The sequence below is a fragment of the Catenulispora rubra genome, from assembly GCF_015356825.1.
In the GTDB taxonomy this organism is placed as follows: Bacteria; Actinomycetota; Actinomycetes; order Streptomycetales; family Catenulisporaceae; genus Catenulispora; species Catenulispora rubra.
Genome location: NZ_JAACYW010000044.1, coordinates 1 through 18,954, shown reverse-complemented (window position 1 = coordinate 18,954; position 18,954 = coordinate 1). Strand labels below are relative to the sequence as shown.

Annotated in this window: 16 protein-coding genes; 13 read left to right on the top strand and 3 right to left on the bottom strand. The window is 70.4% G+C overall.

The genetic code is table 11. The features are described from left to right. Positions 1-120: 120 nt before the first annotated feature. The 11 genes from GWK61_RS15155 to GWK61_RS15105 all read left to right on the top strand — a co-directional run bounded on the left by GWK61_RS15155 (position 121) and on the right by GWK61_RS15105 (position 9,224). The gene (locus GWK61_RS15155; RefSeq protein WP_194909005.1) at positions 121-585 is read left to right on the top strand and encodes a hypothetical protein; all 465 of its coding nucleotides are present in this window, start codon (positions 121-123) and stop codon (positions 583-585) included. A 686-nt stretch (positions 586-1,271) separates the two neighbouring features. Next, positions 1,272-1,643, top strand: coding sequence for a hypothetical protein (locus tag GWK61_RS15150; protein ID WP_194909004.1), 372 nt, complete (start codon positions 1,272-1,274; stop codon positions 1,641-1,643). 42 nt (positions 1,644-1,685) lie between these two features. Further along, positions 1,686-2,132 carry a hypothetical protein gene (locus GWK61_RS15145; protein WP_194909003.1) on the top strand — a complete coding sequence of 149 codons (447 nt, stop codon included), beginning with the start codon at positions 1,686-1,688 and terminating at the stop codon, positions 2,130-2,132. 166 nt (positions 2,133-2,298) lie between these two features. Continuing rightward, positions 2,299-3,318, top strand: a complete 1,020-nt coding sequence (locus GWK61_RS15140; RefSeq protein ID WP_194909002.1) for a hypothetical protein — start codon at positions 2,299-2,301, stop codon at positions 3,316-3,318. Positions 3,319-3,450: 132 nt separating this feature from the next. After that, positions 3,451-4,248: a GP88 family protein gene (locus GWK61_RS15135; RefSeq protein WP_194909047.1), complete on the top strand. Its 798-nt coding sequence runs from the start codon at positions 3,451-3,453 to the stop codon at positions 4,246-4,248. Positions 4,249-4,446: 198 nt separating this feature from the next. After that, entirely contained in the window at positions 4,447-4,917 is a 471-nt protein-coding gene (locus GWK61_RS15130) for a hypothetical protein (RefSeq protein WP_194909001.1), read from the top strand. Further along, positions 4,914-5,477, top strand: coding sequence for a hypothetical protein (locus GWK61_RS15125; RefSeq protein WP_194909000.1), 564 nt, complete (start codon positions 4,914-4,916; stop codon positions 5,475-5,477). The genes GWK61_RS15130 and GWK61_RS15125 overlap by 4 nt, the downstream gene beginning before the upstream one ends. A gap of 64 nt (positions 5,478-5,541) precedes the next feature. Continuing rightward, the gene (locus GWK61_RS15120) at positions 5,542-6,366 is read left to right on the top strand and encodes a phosphoadenosine phosphosulfate reductase domain-containing protein (protein WP_323747573.1); all 825 of its coding nucleotides are present in this window, start codon (positions 5,542-5,544) and stop codon (positions 6,364-6,366) included. Between the two features lie 664 nt (positions 6,367-7,030). After that, positions 7,031-7,543 carry a hypothetical protein gene (locus tag GWK61_RS15115; protein WP_194908998.1) on the top strand — a complete coding sequence of 171 codons (513 nt, stop codon included), beginning with the start codon at positions 7,031-7,033 and terminating at the stop codon, positions 7,541-7,543. A 271-nt stretch (positions 7,544-7,814) separates the two neighbouring features. Continuing rightward, the gene (locus GWK61_RS15110) at positions 7,815-8,729 is read left to right on the top strand and encodes a helix-turn-helix domain-containing protein (RefSeq protein ID WP_194908997.1); all 915 of its coding nucleotides are present in this window, start codon (positions 7,815-7,817) and stop codon (positions 8,727-8,729) included. Positions 8,730-8,792: 63 nt separating this feature from the next. After that, a complete protein-coding gene (locus tag GWK61_RS15105) occupies positions 8,793-9,224 on the top strand; it encodes a hypothetical protein (RefSeq protein ID WP_194908996.1) in 432 nt (143 codons plus the stop codon). On the opposite strand, the gene GWK61_RS15100 is transcribed toward GWK61_RS15105, so the two are convergent. Together GWK61_RS15100 and GWK61_RS15095 are read right to left on the bottom strand one after the other, a co-directional pair. Next, the gene (locus tag GWK61_RS15100) at positions 9,203-9,865 is read right to left on the bottom strand and encodes a hypothetical protein (protein WP_194908995.1); all 663 of its coding nucleotides are present in this window, start codon (positions 9,863-9,865) and stop codon (positions 9,203-9,205) included. The two genes, GWK61_RS15105 and GWK61_RS15100, sit on opposite strands and share 22 nt — an antisense overlap. A 402-nt stretch (positions 9,866-10,267) precedes the next feature. Continuing rightward, entirely contained in the window at positions 10,268-10,660 is a 393-nt protein-coding gene (locus tag GWK61_RS15095; protein ID WP_194908994.1) for a hypothetical protein, read from the bottom strand. 314 nt (positions 10,661-10,974) lie between these two features. Here GWK61_RS15095 and mobF point away from each other — a divergent pair, with 314 nt between their 5' ends. Both mobF and GWK61_RS15085 read left to right on the top strand, forming a co-directional pair. Then, on the top strand, positions 10,975-16,032 hold the full coding sequence (gene mobF, locus GWK61_RS15090) for a MobF family relaxase (RefSeq protein WP_194908993.1): 5,058 nt from the start codon (positions 10,975-10,977) through the stop codon (positions 16,030-16,032). Between the two features lie 135 nt (positions 16,033-16,167). Then, positions 16,168-17,043, top strand: coding sequence for a hypothetical protein (locus GWK61_RS15085; RefSeq protein ID WP_194908992.1), 876 nt, complete (start codon positions 16,168-16,170; stop codon positions 17,041-17,043). 799 nt (positions 17,044-17,842) lie between these two features. Here GWK61_RS15085 and GWK61_RS15080 read toward each other — a convergent pair. Next, entirely contained in the window at positions 17,843-18,760 is a 918-nt protein-coding gene (locus tag GWK61_RS15080; protein ID WP_194908991.1) for an IS982 family transposase, read from the bottom strand. Positions 18,761-18,954: the final 194 nt, after the last annotated feature.

The window sequence follows — 18,954 nt, the reverse complement described above, 5'->3', positions numbered from 1 at the left end:
TACTTTACTTATGGTACTCAACCCTATAATCTGGACTCACTGGGTCGAGGGAGGGCAACCCGAGACCTGGACCCACGAAGACCATCCGCCAGATGGCGGTACACCCGAAGGCGACCGGCCATGAGCCTGGACTACATCCCCGACTTGACGTTCGACCAGGCCGCCGCAATGGCGTGGTTGCTGGAGGACGCCGTCGACGCCTGCGGCGAACCCGCCGGAACCCGCTTCCGCTCCTACCTGGCCGACGGCGCGGTGGCGATCGACCAGGGCGAATTCCAAGATCTCGTGGCCGCCGCCGCCGATGCCGGGCTTTTTGGCGAGTCCTGGACCGAGCGCGTCTACTACCGCACATGCCAGCTGGTCGCTGTCGGGGACGAGGGAACCAACCACGCGTTCCTGCAAGTCGGCGGCCGCCTCGGCGACAACGGCTTCGGCGGCCCGGTCATGATCTCAACCCCCGAATTCGCCCCCGAACTCGCTGAGATCGACGGCGGGTCGGATGCGGCGACCATGTGCAACGCGCTGCACCTGGTGGTGCAGCTGTGCAACACCGAACTGGCCAAGCTGCGCAGAACCGCCGTCTAGCCCCCGGTTTGGGGTGCTGTCTGCTGGTCGTTGCCGCGCGGAGCGGGCCGCTTCTGAGGGGGTCGCCCGCTGTGCTCGGCCCGCCGCCATTCCCACCCGCGATCGCCAGAAGGCACCATCGCCATGCGCTGCACCATCACCTTCGACGACGGCGCGGCGGGAGAACGTGAAGTGGCTGGACCCTGCCGTTGCTGGCGCTGGCGTGACCTGGGGTCCGCGGGATGGGCCTGGACGGCCGGGTCGACGGCTGGTGGCGCGGTCGCGACGAGGAACTCGCGCTGGCCGCCCGGCTGGGCAACGCCGAGCGCGCCCTGGTCGAGGACCGGCACACCTGAGCCCGCGAAGCCCTGCGTTCCGCCGGTGGCGGGATGACCGCCCCGGCTGGACCGGCGCCGCCGCCTACATCGACAACCTGATCGCGGAACTGTCCGACGTCATCGCTCGCTACGCCCCGACCCCGACGAGCAGTCTGGTTGGCCCCGGGCGGGGCGGAACATCAGCTAGCGGCTTGACCTGATGTAACTAATACTATAAGATTGACTCATCAGGCCGAGGGAGGGCAACCCGAGGCCTGGACCCACTGACCGCGAACGCGCTGGAAGGCCGACAGGTCTTCCCCCGCCGGCGCGCCGGGGTGACCGGCGTCCGACGGGTCTGCCGCGATGCGACCCGACGCAGGAGAGATCATGAGCGACACCGTCCACGTGCAGGCATTCCACAACCTGGCACCCTCGTTCCTCGGCTACCACCCCGGGGCCCGCATGGTTCGCGTGTTCGCGGCCGACCAGCCGACCACCGGCGATGTCGCAGCGGTCTGCGACCAGGTGTTCATGCTGCTGAACATCGGCGACGACCCGCAGTTCGGCCCGGCGGATCCGCGCGCGGTGGAGTACCGGGCGCGCGGCAACCGGAGTCTGTCCATGGGTGATGTCATCGCCCTGAGCTGTGGCCCCGACGCCGAACCGGACTACTACGCGATCTGCGCCGCCGGGTTCATCCCCATCGAGGCGCCGAACATCGTCGCCGTCGCAGGACACTGCACCACTCCGTTGCCGTGATCGGCCGCGTCCGCGCCCAACCGCGACCGCACCGGAGACGCCATGCCTGACACGATGACCTCGATAGCCCGCCTGAACTGCCAGCACAGGATCGACCTGTGGGACCCGACCGACCGTGACAGCGCCTACGAGCTTGTCGCGTTGATCGACGACATGAGCGGCCTGGACATGCTGCCCTGGCGCGCCCGGTCCTTCGAGCAGGAGGACGAGCACGGCAATCGCGCGATCTGCCTTGCGGTCGACGCTCCCGGCCGGGTGGGACTGGCCTCCGAGCCCGTGGGCTGCGCGCATCTGCTGGACAACCCGCAGGCACTGCACGGCCTGGAGCTGGCCGAGCTGTTGGTCGTCCAGGTGCGCGCGATCGGCGACAACCTAATCCCCGCCGCCGAGCCGACCGCCGCCACCCAAGCAGCCGGGCCGACCGCCGCCACCCAAGCAGCCGGGCCGACCGCCGCCACCCAAGCAGCCGGGCCGACCGCCGGACTTTGAACCGGCAGCGTCGTCCCTCCCGGCCGCCGGCACCGGCTCCGCGACGGGGAGCCGCGCGTCGGCGGCATCGAACCGCCCCCGCGCGGAGCGGGCCGCCCCGGCACATCGCCTGCCGCGCCCGGCCCGCCGACACCCTCACCCACGATCATCAGAAAGCCCCACCGCTATGCGCTGCACCCTCACCCTCGACAACGGCGCCAGCATCGACACCGTCGTCGAGACCGACGCCCAGGCCGGGCGCCTGACCTACCGGGTCCTCACTGGCCGGCTGACCGGCACCTTCGTCATCACCCCGCTCGCGCTCCCGCCCGGTATCCACCTGGACCCCTCGGACTACACCGATGTGCGCATTCAGTTCGGCGACGGGCCCGCCGACGCGGACCCCGAACACCACCTGGGCCGGCCGGTGGCCGTCCCCGGCGACGTCGAGCTGTACGGCCACGTCGAGCTCCCGATGCAGGCCGGAACCGTGGTGGAGGATGAAGAGCACGCCGGCCCGTGGCGCTACCTGCGCCGGGACGCCGACCGCGACGTCCCGGCGGGAACCGCCCGCGCGGCCCGGCGCGTGTGCGTGGCCATCGCGGCGGACGCCCAGGCCCACCCCGACTTTCCGGCGGTCGTCACCGCCCATCTGCGCGCACGGGCCCCCGGGCAGCTGCGCATCATCGACCACCACTGCGCCCGGCTGCGCGAACGGTTGCGCTCGGCCCGCATGGAGCTGATGCTCTGGGGCCACTACGGCACCGCCTGGCGATCGGCCGCGGGGCTGGACGCCCCGGCCCGGACCGGACGGACCCGAACTGTCTTCCAGTCCTGCGCGGACGTGCACGCGGCCCTAGTCGGCTGCGGGCTGATCGTCAGCGAACACCGGCGCGGCTTCGCCGCGCTGCGCGTCGACCTGCCGGACGGCAGCTGCTTGCTGATCAACGGACGCAGCGGGACGCTGCCGCGGACCGTCGACGAGCGGACCGGATGGCAGGTCCACCGGTACCCCGGCGGCGATACCGACGCGACAGACCCGCGCCCGTTCTGGTCGGCCTACACCTCCGTCCCGGATTCGGACACCGACGCGATGGTCTCGGCCGTCGCTGCCTACGCCGGAGGCACCCGCGCTATCGGCGAGCCCGACGACCCCGGGCCCGAACCCGGCCGCCGTGTCCCTGGCCCCCGGCGCCCTCAGGACTAAGGACACCGACACCTATGACGACCACCGGAGACAGCCACCCGTGGCGAGCGATCTTCCGTGCCGAAAGTGGCGACCACCGCGACACCGGGGCCGGACTGGTACCGCCGCGCGGCGCAGGTTAGGGGGCGGGCTGTGCCACCACCGGCAGCACAGGCCTCGCCTGACCAGCCCGCCAGCAGGCCGCGCCGCCTGCTGAGCAACAGCAACCGCAACCTCGCCAGAGACCGGATCTGGAGCTGGAGTATCCCGGCCCTGGCCGCCCGCCTCCCGGACGGCCGCACGATTCGGACCTGCCCTTCGGCCGGAGTGTGCGCCCAGGCCTGCTACGCCCGCTCCGGCAGCTACACCTTCCCCAGTGTCAAGAACGCCCACCTACGCAATCTCGCCTTCGCGGTCCAAGACCCAGACGGCTGGGAGCAGGCGATGAAGGACGAGCTGACCGCCCGCCGCTTCGACGGCGCCGCCGTCCGGATCCACGACAGCGGCGACTTCTTCTCCGCCGACTACGCCCGTTCCTGGCTGCGGATCATCCGATCCGCGCCGAACACGCGGTTCTACGCCTACACCAAGGAAGTCCGACTTCATGACCAGCTTCTCCAGCCCGAATGCCCGCCGAACGCTGCCTGGGTGCTCTCGCTCGGTGGGACCCAGGACCGCCGCGTCGATCCGCGCCGTCATCGCATCGCCGATGTCTTTCCCGACGAAGAGTCCATCGGGGAGGCGGGCTTCCACTCCCAGGCCGAATCCGACCTGCTCGCCGTCGACGGACCCGCGCCGGTCGGGATGGCGGCCAACCGGATCCCCCGGTTCCAGCGCCGCCAGGGAGACCGGACGTTCGGGCAGTGGCAGCGCGAGGTGGACCAGCAGCGCCGAGCGCGGCGCGCAGCCACAGGCTCCCGTACTCCTGAACGAGCCGGCACCAGCAGCTGAGCGGGGGACCCGCACGGGTTCGAGGCGTCCGCGGCGTTCTGCCGATCAGCGTGACGGCCTCGCACCGGCTACAGTCCTGCGACTGCCGAGGCAACGACACGACAGCCCAGTGACCCGATTCCACGTCGACGGCCACCCGTCGTTCCGGCGGCATGGCCGCCGACGCGGCAACACTGCGCGCGAGATCGGATCGACGCCATGACGCGCCTGCGGCGCACGGCGGTCGGACGCGCGGACTTCAAGGACTGGGCTGCCTACCGAGTGCAGGTCGACACCGAGCGCGCTCCGCGCCAGGTCGCCGAGTTCTCTTACGACCCCGAAGCCCAGGGCCTGGCCGGAGTGTGGATCTACGGCACGACGCCGCGCCGGGCCAGCGACGAGTGGCCGACCGGGATCCGCATCGGCGCCGTGGCCACCTCCACCACCTGCTCCGGCCAGTTCCGTTACACCGCGATCTCGGACGTCCACTACAGCCCGGCCGGCACCAGCTCCGCCGACCCCACCGTGACCGGCTTCGGCTCCCGCCGCGAGGCCGTATGCCTGCTCTACGGCCGGTGGCTCGAGCGTCGCGCCCGCTTCCTCGCCCCGGCCGATACCGAGCCCGCAGACCTCCCGGATTCCGGCTCATCGCCGGGCAAGAGCCACGCACAGACAGGACCGACCCCATGACCCCCGACGCCGACAAGCAGCACCGGGTGCTGCTCGGACTGGCCGCCGCGTTGCGCGCCGCCGCGAAGGGGATCGGCGCCGCCGTGACGCCGCCGGCAGGCGCCAGCGCCGGCCAGCTGATCGCCCACCACATCGCTGCACTCAACGCCATCTGCGACGACCTCGTCGTCGACCCCGCCCTGTTCGAGCACAGCGCGGCGTTCACCAACCCTGCCGTCTACTCCTACAACGCCACGACCACGGCCCTGAACAACGGACGCACCCGGCAGGCGATTTGCCTGCGGCTGCTCCAATACAGTGTGGTCCTGCAACCCGACGGACTCACCGCGGTCTACGACCAGTACACCGCCGCTGCCGTGGCCGCGATGCGGCTGGCAGGCAAGCTGCTCGCCGCCCACGCCTTCACCGGCGACCAGCTCCGCGACCACCTCATCGAGATCTCCGAAGACGTCACCGTCGTCGCCGGCTACTGCCTCCAGGCCGCCAGCGAATCAGGGCTACCGGACCACGAGGACACCGACGCGGACGCCAATGCGGACCTGGGCGGCGATCCGCGATGAGCACCCCCGTCCGACACCGCTACACCGGCCACGACGGCGGACCCGGCATCGGATCGGAGCGGCCGTGAGCGCCGAGCCGGGGACTCGCGCCTGGCTGCGCGGGTTCGACGCCGTGATCGTTAGCAGCTCCGGCGGCAAGGACAGCCAGGCGGCCCTCCACCGCGCCGCCACCCTGGCCGAGGATGCCGGGGTCCTGGACCGCCTGGTCGTGCTGCACTGCGACCTCGGACACGTCGAGTGGCCCGGCGCGATCGAGATCGCCGCCGCCCAGGCGGCGCACTACCGCGCGCGCTTCGAGGTCCGGCGCCGCGAGAACGGCGGGCTGCTGGACCTGGTGCGGGCCCGTCGCCGCTGGCCCAGCGCCAAGGCCAGGTACTGCACTTCGTCTACCAAACGCGACGTCGCACGGAAGTTCTACACCCAGACCGTTCGCGAATCCGGCATCACCGGCCGCCCCGCCCGCCTGCTCAGTGTGCTCGGGGTCCGGGCGGCCGAGAGCCGGGCCCGCGCCCGTCGGCCCATCGTGGCCGTCGACGCCGCGGCCAGCAACGGCCGCCGCGGGGTCACCGTCTGGCACCCTGTCCACGAACTGTCGACCGACCAGGTCTGGGACACGATCCGCGCCAGCGGCGCGCCCTCCCACCACATTTACAAGCATCTCGACCGGCTTTCGTGCTCGCTGTGCCCGCTGGCCTCCGGCGCTGCCCTGATCGCCGCCGCCCGGCTGCGCCCGGACCTGGCGGCCGAGTACGCCGCCGTCGAGGAGGAGGTCGGCCACAAGTTCCAGGCCCACCGCTCCATGGCCCAGATCATCGAGCAGGCCGGCTGTGCTGACCAGGACGTGCCGACGCCGTGCGCCGGATGCCTCGCCGCCGCAGGTGCCCGGTGATGCCCCCGGCCACCGGAATGCCGGTGGGCTTCAGTTTCGGAAATGGGTAAAGACAGCGCTGCCCTGCTGGCCAGGTGGCTGACCGAGCCGGACACCCGAGACTTCCCGATCAGCGCCTTAACGGTGGTGACTGCGATGACCGGCGACGAGCCGGACGCCACCCGGCGGCTCACGGAGCAGCACCTGCTCCCGATCATGAGAGCCGCCCGCTGCCGGTTCGTCCAGATCGCCCGTGCCGAACAATCCGGTGGCTACGTCGTGCTCGACGACTCCCGCCGCCCGGAACGAATGATCATGCGGGGTCCGTGGCGACTGTCCGACGAACTCTCCGCCAGCGGCACAGTCCCCCAGGTCGCTGCCAAACGCAGGCTGTGTAGCTGGAGAGCCAAGGGCTCGGTGCTGGACGCCTGGTATGCCGACGAATACGGCGGCGCCCCGTTCCGCCACATCGTCGCCTTCGCCGCCGAGGAGGCCCGGCGCGCCGAGCGGGACCAGAACTACACGACCGGCGGCAGACGCCCCGAATACCCGCTGATCGACGCATGGAACTGGGACCGGGCCAGCTGCGACCGGTACCTGCTGGAACTGTTCGGCGAACCCTGGGCCCGGAGCATGTGCGTTTACTTGCCCGTTCTCCTCCAGCCGGACCGGTCTGCCGGAGCTGGTGGAGCGCTGGCGCGCCGAGCCGGACACCGGAGCCGCCGCCCTCGGTCTGGAGTACACCGCGCTCGCGCTCAACCCGCGCTCGCGGCTGTTCGGCAAGCGCTCCGCCCAGGACGTCGTGCGCGGCCACGGACTGGCCGAGGTCTGGGAGCAGCACCAGCGGCGCCTCGCGGAACAGCGCTGGTCGGTGTACGAGGTGCGCCGGATCATCCACCCCCTCCGCGCCGACCCCACGGCCAAGGGACCGGCCTGGCGCTCGGTCCGCACCCTGTACACGGGCGACCGCGACCGCGCCGAGGAGATCCTGCGCCGCCGCGCTGGCCATGCCGGTGCCGCCGTCGTTCTGGACGAGTACGGCATCATCCGCGCTGAGCTCTGCGCGCGGGGCGAGGCCTACCCGGCGATCGAGCAGGCCCTGGCCCTGGCACCGGCCGGAGTCCAAGACAAGCAGCGCCCACGCTTCGAAGACTGGTTCCATCAGCTTGCCGCCGCACCGGTCCAGGCCTGCCGATGAACCCGAGGACTCCCGCGGGCCCGGCGTGCGCGGGTGCGAGCGTGCGAAGCGAGGGCCAGCGACACGGATCCTCAGATCCGTACCGACCTCGGTGGATCGGCTTGGGCAAGCCGCCGGCCCTTAACCCACGAAGCCGCCCGGTTCCCGAGGGAACCGTGTGACCCGCACCGCCCAGTGTAGAGCTCGCCCGACACAGGAGGACCGCGCCCGGACGATATGATCGCGCCGGTGGGAACCACCCCGCCGACACCGCGCGATGAGGAGCCCGACCATGCCCGACACGCCGCCGGTACCGCTGGCCGAGCGTCTGGCCGGGCTACCGGATCAGGTCAGCGTCCAGCAAGTCGTCGACGCTACCGGCGTGTCGTTGTCCACAGCGCGCAACTGGGCCGCCTCAGACACCTGGCCGCCGTTCGCCGCGAAGCAGGGTAGGACGAAGCTCTACCCGCGCACCGCCGTCGAAGACTGGCTGCGCGAGAACCAGGCGGCACAGCCGGACGTCGGGGAACTGGCCCCTGACTCCGACGACATGCTCAGCATGCGGCAGATCTCCGAACTCACGGGCCGCCCCTACGGCAGCGTCAGCGCCTACCCCACCTTGTACGGCCCGGACCACAAAGACCCGTTCCCGCCTGCCGACGCAGTCGGCCGCCGACGTGCCGCCGACGTCCACGCCTGGTTCTCCCGGCGCAGCACACGCGGCGGCAAGCGCGCCACCACTACCGCGGTACCCGCCAAGACGACGCCCGCACCGGCAGCTGCGGACGTCGTCGACATGCACGGGATCGCCGGTGCCTTGGGCAGGACCCTGGAGGAAGCCAAGGCGATCATGCGACGGCCGGCGCTGGCCGAGATGCGCCTGCCGGAGAAGGTCGGCCGCTCGCGCGTCTGGCCGCGCCCGCAGCTGCTGGCCGAACTGCGCCGTATGGACCTGCTCCCTGGCGTGCCGCGCAAACCCACCGCCGCCGAGCGACGCTGGTTGGCCGGCGGCCCCAAGACCGTCACCGAGTTCGCCGACCACTACGACGTCACCGTCAGCGCGGTCATGCACCGCATGGAACGCGCCAGGAAAGACGGGGACCCGGCCCGCCAGCCGCCCGAGCCTGTCGACCCCGCCGTGCGATTCAAGCGCTACGACCCCGCTGCCTTTGACGCGTTCTGGCGCGGCGGCACCGCGGCGAGCTGACCGAGGCCCGTCGCGTACCCCGAGGGGGGCGGGGGTGTCGGCGGGGACGACGATAATCACCCGGTGCCCGAACTCATCCCCACCAAACGCACCCGGTTCCTGTCCGCGCCGGTACCGGCCGTCGTGATCGCTGGCGAACCCGGCGGCATCGCTCTGCCGCCGCTGGCGTTCTACGACACCGGCGCCGCGATGCGCGCCGCCGGCTGGACGGTGGTGGTGCGCGCCACGATGTGCGTCCTGGACGGTCCCGACTCCGACGGCTTGCTGCTCCCGACGATCTCCGACACCGGCCAGATGGACCGCGCCGCGGCCTGGGCCGAGGCGGTCACCGACGCCGGCGGTGTCCTGGCACTCCAGGTCGCCCCGCACCGCCTGGACGCGATCGTCTACGACCTGCTCGCCGATCCCGAAACCCGCGGCGGATTCGTACCGAACCTGGGGGTAGGTACCGCCCCGGTCCCTTCGCCCCGGACCTACCCCGGGCCGCCGGAGTAGGCGAAGGCACTACTCGGCGAGCTGAAAGCCCTCCCGCTGGCGGTGTCATAGCCGAACACGGTGTCAGACGAGCTGAAACGCATGCCGCCGACCGCAAGCACCGGGCCGGACAGGTGAACGCGCTGCCCGGCAAGCCCGAAGTCCATGTTGGCCAGCACGTTGACCTGGACACCGGCCGAGCCGGCGATGCCATCGACGGACGACTGCGTGACCCGCGTCAGCTTGTCCAGCCGGCGGCCGGCATCGCCCGCCGTGCGAATCTGATTGGCCGCGTACCCGCCGACGGCCAGCGTCATACCCGCGACCATCGCCACGGTCGCCCGCCGCATGTCCCGCTCGGTACCTCGGCTGGTCCGGGCGATCGCGACCACAACCGCTGCGCTCAGGAAGAACTCGACAGCGGCGACCTCCAGCGGCGTGAACGACGCTTGGCGGCTTGTCGCATCCCGGGCCGCGTCATAGCTCACTGCGCGGAACCCGGCGGTGCGCAGGAACGCCATCGTGCGCCACGGCGCGAACATGTCCGAGGCCGACCACAGGACGTACAGCAGTACGGCCGCACCGCCGAGCAGCCACAGGCTCCGGCGCACGAAGCGCTCCAGGAGCTCCGGCACGGCCGCAGCCCGCGTTTGGACGGTCATGGATCCTTTGATACCTGGTCATCGCGGCGCCCCAGAATACCCGGCCGCCGGAACAGCCTAAACGGCGATTCCGGCGTACCGGGCACGCCGCCGAGACGGCCACCGGTTTGGGTGGCCAACGGCGGCTCCCCGACGCCGCTCGGCGTGGCGTTTCGGTCGAGTCGGCCCGGCCACTGACTCGGCGGTGGTGCCCTGGCCCCGGTCGGGGCACCACCGCCCACGCGGCCAGCGGCAGCCAGCACCCCGAGCTGCGCGTCACGCGCCTCGCTCGGCCACCGTGGGCCGGTCCTCGTACCCGGACAGCAGCGATGCCCACTCCGGAGTCCGGGAGCGGGCATCGTCGATGATCTGGATCGGGTTCGAGAAGCGGCCTACCGGCGGGCCGCCGGATTGGTCGACTACTCACGCTGCCGATGGCTCTACCTCCGCATCCGCAAGGCTGGCGTGACCCGGCTCCCATCCGCCGCCCAGATGGATACGCACCTCGGTCACGCTCTGCCCGGTCAGCTCGGCGATCTGCTCACGCGTCTCGCCGAGCTCCTTCAGCGCCATGATCGCGGTATGAGCCGCATTCAGAGGCTCCCTGGCCGCAGCCTCCGCCTCCCGCAAGATCTTGGCGACCCTCACTCGCGCCGCCTCCCGAATCGCCTCCGCCCTCATCCTGCACTCGTAGAAGTCGGCCAAGGCCGCCTCCACCTTCCGCTCGCGCTCCAGACGCTCCGCGTCCCGCCGAGCCTTCGCCTCCAGTGCCGCCCGGACCGCCGAGGCCCGCGACACACTCACTCGCTTATTCATGCCACGAACCATAGACGAAGAAAGACAGCTCGGGAAAGTGCAGACCGCAATTCATAGAAGCATTGAGAAGTATCGAGAAGCGATGAGAAACTTCAGGCAGGAAACAGCCCTCGCGCCACCCTTAGAACCGTGAAGCTCCAGGCCATAGGCAACAGGCAAGTCATCAAGACACCTCTTGCAGATATTCTGATGATGGTCCGCTGTGCGGTGATACAGTGGCCATTCGGCACACTGGGAGAGGAGGCGGAAATGCGCTCTCGAAATGCAGAAACAACCCGTCTCCGACAGGCTGGCAATGGCGCGTGGTCACGATGATGACGATCCACAAGCTCACCGCGGGGGAGGGCTACAGCTACCTCACCCGGCAGGTCGCCGGCGGCGACCTGCAGCGCGCCCGTGGCCAGCAGGCCGCCGACTACTACACCGCCAAGGGCAACCCTCCCGGGGTGTGGATGGGCCGCGGAGCCCCGGTGCTGGAGCTCGCCGATCAGGCGGTCACCGAGGCGCAGATGAAGGCGCTGTTCGGCCTTGGACAGCACCCCGATGCTGACCGGATCATCGCCGAGTACCTGGCCGAGCACGTGCGCGCAGGGATGACCGAGCAACAGCGCGAGGTCGTCCAGGCCGCCGCTATCAAGGCCGCGTCGCTGGGCCGCCGATTTCCCTCCTACGAGCCCCTGGACGCCTTCGCGGCGCGCGTGGCCAAGCGCCTTGAGGTCATCGCCGAGCAGACCGGGCGCGAACCGACCGCTGCGGAGGCCAAGAAGGTCCAGCGCGAGGAGTCGACCCGGCAGCGCGCCGCCGTCGCGGGGTTCGACATCGTCTTTGCCCCTGTCAAGAGCGCGGCGGTGCTGTGGGCGATCGACGAGCGCGGCGACATCCGCGCCGCCGTCCGGGCCGCGCACGAGGCCGCCCGGGACGCTGCGATCGAGCTGCTGGAGGAGCACGCGGCGTTCACCCGCACTGGCGACGTTGGGCAGGCGCAGATCGCCACCCGCGGCCTGATCGCCGCCGCCTTCGATCACTACGACTCCCGTGCCGGCGACCCGAACCTGCACACGCACGTCGCGGTGTCGAACAAGGTGTTGAGTGTCGATGGCAAGTGGCGGTCGCTGGACGCCCGCGCGCTGTATGCGATGACCGTCGCTGCCTCGGAGTTCTACAACACCCGCTTCGAGGTCGAACTGAGCGCGCGTCTCGGCGTCGGCTTCGCCGCGCGTTCGGACACCCCGCGCGGCAAGGAGCCGGTGCGGGAGGTCGTCGGGGTGCCGGAGGAGTTCATCGCGCACTACTCCTCCCGCCGCTCCCAGATCGAGGCCCGGTACGACCAACTGGTGCGCGAGTACCGGCGCGACCACGGCCACGATCCGTCCCGCAGCACCGCCCACCTGCTCGCCCGGCAGGCCAATCTGGACACCCGAGAGGGTAAGAAGGCGGCCCGGTCGCTGGGGGAGATGCGCGCCGACTGGCGGCAGTCCCTGATCGAGGCGCATGGCCCGGACGCCGTCGCCCGCGTTATGGCCGCCATCCCGGCAAATGCCGCCAGCGACGACACGGAATCGGTGAAGGACGTCGACGTCGAGGCCCTCGCGGCGCTGGCGATCGAGCGGGTCCAGGAGCAGCGGGCGACCTGGACGGTGTGGAACGTGTGGGCCGAAGTCGAGCGCCTGGCCCGCACCGATCACACCGCCGCCGACCCCGAAGAGCACCGTGAAGTCGTCGCGCAGATCCTCGCCATGGCCACCGGACCTGAGCACAGCATCAGCATCGACGCCCCCGTGCTGCTGGAGGATCCCGACATCCTGCGGCGTGGTGACGGCGTCTCGGTGTTCACCCGGCACGCCGCTGGCCTGTTCACCAGCCAGGCCGTCCTGGACGCCGAAGACCGCCTGGTCACCGCCGCCCTCACCCCGACTGTGTCCGGGCTGTCCAGCAGCTTCGCCGCCGCCGCGCTGGACGGCTTCGAGGCCCGCAACCGATCCCTGGACGACAGCCAGCGAGCCCTGGTCACCGCGTTCGCCACCGATAACCGGATGCTCGTCGTCGGTCTGGGACCGGCCGGTTCGGGCAAGACCGCCGCGATGAAGGCCTACGTCCACATCGCCGGCCAGGCCGGTCAGCGCGTCATCCCGCTCGCCACCTCCGCCGCTGCCGCAGCAGTGCTGGGCAAGGACCTCGGAGCCACCGCCGAGAACCTGCACAAGTTCCTGTGGGAGCACACCGACGGCCCCTACGCCGCGGCTCTGCGCGGCGGCGCCGACGTGCCGCGTAGCCGGTCCGGGTTCGTCCTGCGCCCCGGCGATGTCGTGCTGGTCGACGAGGCCGGGATGGCCGGAACCATGAACCTGGACCGCCTGGTCACCCTCGCTGCGTCCCACGGCGCGACCGTCCGGCTGCTGGGCGACTACCGCCAGCTCGGCGCGGTGGAGGCTGGCGGAGCGCTGCGCCGGATCGCCAACGAAGCCGGCGCCGTGGAGCTCACCGAGCTACACCGGTTCAACAACAAGGCCGAAGCCGCCGCGACGTTGAAGGTCCGCGTCGGCGACGGCACGGGACTTGACTTCTACGACACCAACGGGCGCATCCGCGCCGGCTCGCGCGAGGCCATGGTCGACGCCGCCTACGACGGCTGGCGCGCCGACATGCTCGCCAAGAAGACCACCGTCATCAGCGCCGCGGCCGGCGTGGACGTCGTCGCACTGTCCGCCAAAGCCCGCGCCGACCGCGTGACCGCAGGCCAGGTCGAAGCCGACGGCGTGGTGCTGCGCGACGGCAACCTCGCGGGCAAGAACGACTGGATCCTCACTCGCGACAACAACCGCAAGCTGTCCACCGCTCGCGGCAAGGACTTCGTGAAGAACGGCGACGCTTGGGAGGTGCTGCGCCGCAACGAGGACGGCTCGCTGAAGGTCGCACGCCTCGGCGGCAAGGGCCGCATCACCCTGCCGGCCGACTACGTCCGCAACAACGTCGAGCTGCTGTATGCCTCCACCGCCATGCGCACCCAGGGCGACACCGTCGACACCGCCCACCCCCTGGTCACCCCCGAGATGACCCGGGAAACGCTGTACGTCATGCTCACCCGCGCCCGTGAACACACCACCCTCTACGTCGCTACCCACGACCTGCTGCCGTTCGACTCCGACGCCCAGCTCGATTTCGCCAAGAACGACCCGGCCAGCTACGCCGGCCGCGAAGTCCTGGAGAAGGTCCTCGCGCGCGAGGGCGCCGAGCTGTCCGCCACCGACACCATCCGAGTCCTCCAGGAGCAGGCGTCGTCGCTGTCCACGCTCGTCCCGAACCACCAGCACCGCCTCGACGTCCTGACCGCCGAGCGGTACACCGGCCTGCTCGCCGACGTCCTCGGGCAGCAGCTGTCCGCCCAGATCACCGCCGACTCCGCGTTCACCGCGGTCGTCCGCGCGCTGAATACTGCGGAGGCCGGCGGCTGGCAGCCCGAGCGTCTGATCGCCGACGCCGCGCGGCGCGGAGACCTGGCCGCCGCCGACAACCCGGCCAAGCTCCTGGCCTGGCGCGTCAACGCCACTGCCGCCGATCGCACCGCCCCGGCGCACCTGAACGCCCCCAGCCACGCCGACGCAGCCCGCTACGCCGCGCTCATGAAGGAAGCCACCGGCATCACCGCCGACCGTCTCAACCTGCACGCCGCCACCGCGGTCCCCGCGGTCCTGCGTGTCGGACACACCGATGTCACGGCCGCCGGCACGCACCCCCGCGTCCCCGCGACGACCCTGGGCCGCTACGCCGAAGCCGCCGCAACCGCTCTGGGAACCACTGCCGACCAGGTCACCGGGCACCGGTCCTGGCCCCACCTCGCGGGGGCCATCGCCGCCGCCGACCGTGCCGGCCGCGACGTTAACGTGCTGCTGAACGCTGCCGCCCGCGCCACCAGCCGGAACGATGACGGCACCGAGCACACCCCGCAGGCGATCGCCGACCTGGCTCGCGCCAGCCGCAGGATCCTGGCCGCCGACGGCATCCGGTCCGAACACCAGACGGTCCCGGCCTCGCTGCGCCACGCCCATACCGCGTACACCGCCCTCGGCCTCGACATCGCCGAGACGGCCCGCCGCGAGTCGACTTGGCCCGCGCTGACTGCTGCCCTGCGCCGCGCCGAGACCGCCGGACACAACCCCGCCGACCTGCTGCGCGCCCTTGCAGCACAGCGAAAGGTTGACGGAGCCGACAGCATCAGCCAGGTCCTGGCCTGGCGCATCAACCGCCACCTCGCCGACACCGCGGCACCCGCCGTACGCGTCGCACACGCCGAGAACCGGACCTGGAACGCCGTGGCCTGGACGCTCAAAGCCGCCGAGAACACCGGCGCCGACGTCCGGACCATCCTGGCCGGCGCCCCGGGCACAGACCTGGGCGAGGTCCACCACCGCGTCCAGCAGCTCGCGCTGGACGCTGCCAGGACGAGCGCCGAGGCCCGCGAACTGCCTGCCTGGATCACCACAGCGACCCGTGCCGCGATGGCCGAACCGCGCCACGGCGACTACCTCAAGGCCAGCGCCGACCTGATCGCCGACCGCTTCACCGCCCTCGGCGAGCAGACCACGACGACCCGGCCCGCCTGGAGCGCCGACCTGGGACAGGCACCGGAAGACCCGGCAGCCCGCGCCGCCTGGCAGCACCAGCTCGCCGTCATCGCCGCCTACCGCGACCAGTACGCCATCGCCGACGACAACCGGACCCAGCCCGCCGGCCCCTACATCGAGACTGGCCGTGCCGGACACGACGCCTACTGGCACGCAGCCGCCGCAGCGCTCACCGCGAAGCGGATCAGCGACGTACCTAACAACCTCCCGGACACCTCGACCACTCCGGACCGAACGGCCCGGAACCAGGTCGCCGCCGACCTCTACCGCGCGCTCCCGGAAGACCAGCAGAGCGCCGTCCTGCACACCATCGCGCAGCGCGTCGGCGCCGCCTGGCTCACCTCCGCCAAGACCATCGGCGACGACGCCCTCGCCAAGCCTGCCATCGCCGACCACCTCAACCAGGCCCTGGCCGACCACGGACACCTGCCCGCCGAGAGCAAGGACGCCAAGACCATGGACGTGGAGGAGATCGAACCCAGGGCCAAGCCGACCCTGTCCGAACTGCGCCGCGCCGGCCGCGAAGCCGACCGGGCCGCCCGCCGTGAGGAGATCCTCGCCCGCCGCGCCCAGCCCGGCAGCCACGTCCAGCGACCGACCCAGCAGCGCCGCGACGAGCCGGCACGCCAGCCCCAGCGGCCTGCGATCAAGCCGCGCCCCGACGCCCCGCAGACGCAGCCTGCGCCCCGGCTTATCCAGCCGCCGCCGACTCAGCAGCCGGACCAGCAGCAGCCTCGTCCGAGGTGGTGACGGTGCCCGTGATCAGCCTTTCTTGGCACCGTTGCCGGTGGCGCCCGGTGGCGCCAGAGGGCAAGCACAGGGAGCGTGGACATTGTGAGTGAGCACGTTGGCCCGCGTCTAAGGTCAGCTCGCGATGCCACCGGCTTGCTCATCGACACAGGTGGCATCGGGCTGACCCCCGAGGCCTTCACTCGGCCGCTGACCTGTCCAGACCCCGGATGCGGCGTCGGCGTCGCCCCCGTGCGCGAGCATTCCCGGACTACCGAGACCAGGGGGACTTCGACCGTCGCAGCGCACTTCCGGCTTCACCCCGGAACCCGGCACCACCCGACCTGTCAGTACGACCCGGACGGGATCATTGCTACCATCGCCGCAAACTCCGAAGGGACAGCCACCGCCGTCCCGGGCCGACTGCGTCTGCTCGTTCCGGCCGATTTCACCGGGACAACCCGGACCACGTCGCCCGACCCTGGCGGCAGGCGCACCGCGCTGCAGATCGCCGCAGGCCCGTCGTCGATGTCGCCGGTCATCGGCTCGGCCGCGGCCATCCAACGATTCCTCGACCGCTACCCGGACGATCCCCAAGCCGCCGCCATGTTCCACATTTCCTATGCTGGCCGCGACATCGCCTGGGCAGACTTCTGCTTCGGCGACGACCCGATCGCTTTGCTGCACTTGACACGCCGGATTACCAAGGGCCAGGGGCCGGACCACCCGATCGCGATCCGTGGCACCCTCACTGGCACCGGAGTCGCCCGTGCCGGAACCAGCTTCTATGCCGAGCAGGACCTGCGGACCCGTATTGTTCTGGCCGGACGTTCCCGACCCCTGTATGTCCGAATCCGCAGTCGCGACGAGCGGCTCATCGAAACGGTGGCCGCCGGCCGACGGTACCTGGCACTGGGCGCCTGGAGCGCCTTCGCCCCGGCGGCCGGGGGCTTGGCCGAGCTGGTCCTGTGGCTGCGCAAGCCTTGGCAGGTTCACGTGTGGAGTGAGGGCGGACAGGCGCTGACGATCTAATCAGCCAGCGCTGGATGGTCGTCGTGTGAGGACTTCGCACAAGCTTCGGGAGTTGGAAGATGCTGCGACGACCAAAACTCGCTCAGGGCGAAGGGTTTCGCAGAGGACCATCTAGCCGACCGCCCTTTCAACAGGTGACTCGGATCCATGGCTCGCAGGTGGCTCATCAGCCAGGCTTGCCGCGGCGGTACTTGGCAGGTCTTGAATCGCGGCCGCGAATCGATGCATCGCGTGCTGCACGAGGCGTACGAGGACTAGCGACGCCGACGTACGGCTGATGGGATTGCACGTCACGATCGGCACATCGGGGGCGACGTTCAATGCTGCTCGGACGTTGGCCGTGATTCCGTCGCTCTCCGCCTCGCCAGGTTGTTCACGACCGCGAAGATCCACTGCGACGATGCCAGTCGCCCGCTCAACCAGGATCGCACATCTCCGTGAGGCGCTGTCAGGTTCTGTCCGGCTACGGCAGCAATCGCTCATGTCAACCACTAGATGTGGCCCGCGATAGTCGAATTTATGAGCAGACCCACAGGGTCGCCGGCGGATCGTCATGGCACCGGCGCATGGAACGACGAAATGGACAACGAGTGCGCTCCGCGGGCCATCGTGATCGTCTTCCACCGTGTGGAACCGAAAGCCTCTGAGCCGCACAACGGACGTGGGTCGGTCCTTGCTGCGTCCATCAGTAGGCAGGCCCTAGTCCTGCTCAAGATATCCATCCCGGCGGCGGCCGCAGCGCTGGCCACGTTGGTGGCTACCTCGGCCTGGCATGGGCTAGATGATTGAGTCCAAGGGGTCAGTGGTCGAAGGCGGTCAGTGATCGGTGGATCGGGGCGTCAGTGTGGTCGTTGTGCCAGATCGCGGCGGTCAGGGCGAGGATCCGCTGCAGGACTCGGACCATGACGCCGGCGGGCGTTCGCCCGCCGTGGCGTTCCAGGTCGAGTTGGCCTTTGAGGGTCTGGTTGATCGACTCGATGGTCTGCCGCAGTGGCTTGAACAGCGCGGCGCCCGGTCGTGGCGGCTCGCCTTTGCGGGTCTGGCGCAGCAGGCTCACGCCGGAATCCGCCAGTTGGGCCTCGAACGCCGCCCCGAAGTAGTTCTTGTCCCCGATCAGGGTCTGGCCGGGCCGGGCAGCCAGCAGTTCCGGCTCGACGGCGAAGATGTCCAGCAGGGTCTGCTGCTCGTTGGCTTTGGCCCCGGCCAGCGCGAACGCGACCGGCAGGCCCCGCAGCGTGCAGACCAGGTGCAGCCGCAGCCCCCAGAAGTACCGGGTGTGGCTGGCGCAGTAGCCGTACTGCGCCCAGCCGGCGAGTTCGGAGCGTTTCGCGGTCTCCCGGGACCGGCCGCACTCCACCGGGGTGGAGTCCACGACCCACACGTCGTCGGTCCACAACGAAGTGTCTGTCGCCAGCACCCGCACGGCGCTGCGGATCAGACCGGCCGCGTGCCGAAGGCGCTTGTTGTAGCCGGACTGCTGGGGCAGGTACGGGAACAGGTGCCGCAGGTGGGAATTGGCGTGACGCAGCCACCGGGCCTCGGAGACGAACCCGAGCAACGCCTGCATCACTGCCAAGGTGATCAGTTCGGCATCGGTCAACCGGGGCGCGATCCCGACCTTCGGCCGCCAAGGCGCCAGATGCGGCGAGGCCTTCAACAACAGGTCGTCGGACTTCACGTACAGTGCGGTAGCGAGGGAGTCCAAGTCAGTCTTCACACACCGACCATGGACTCCCTCGCCTCATGTCCGCAGGAATCCCTAGGACTCAATCATCTAGGGCTCTTGTGCCGGGACACGATAGTTGTCACCAGGGGTAGGCCCTGAGCTGGTTGCCGTGTCCTTGCGGGACAGCGTGGTTGTCACCGATGGGCCAAGATTCTTGTCACCTGGTGCGAGTTGCCAGGCTTGTT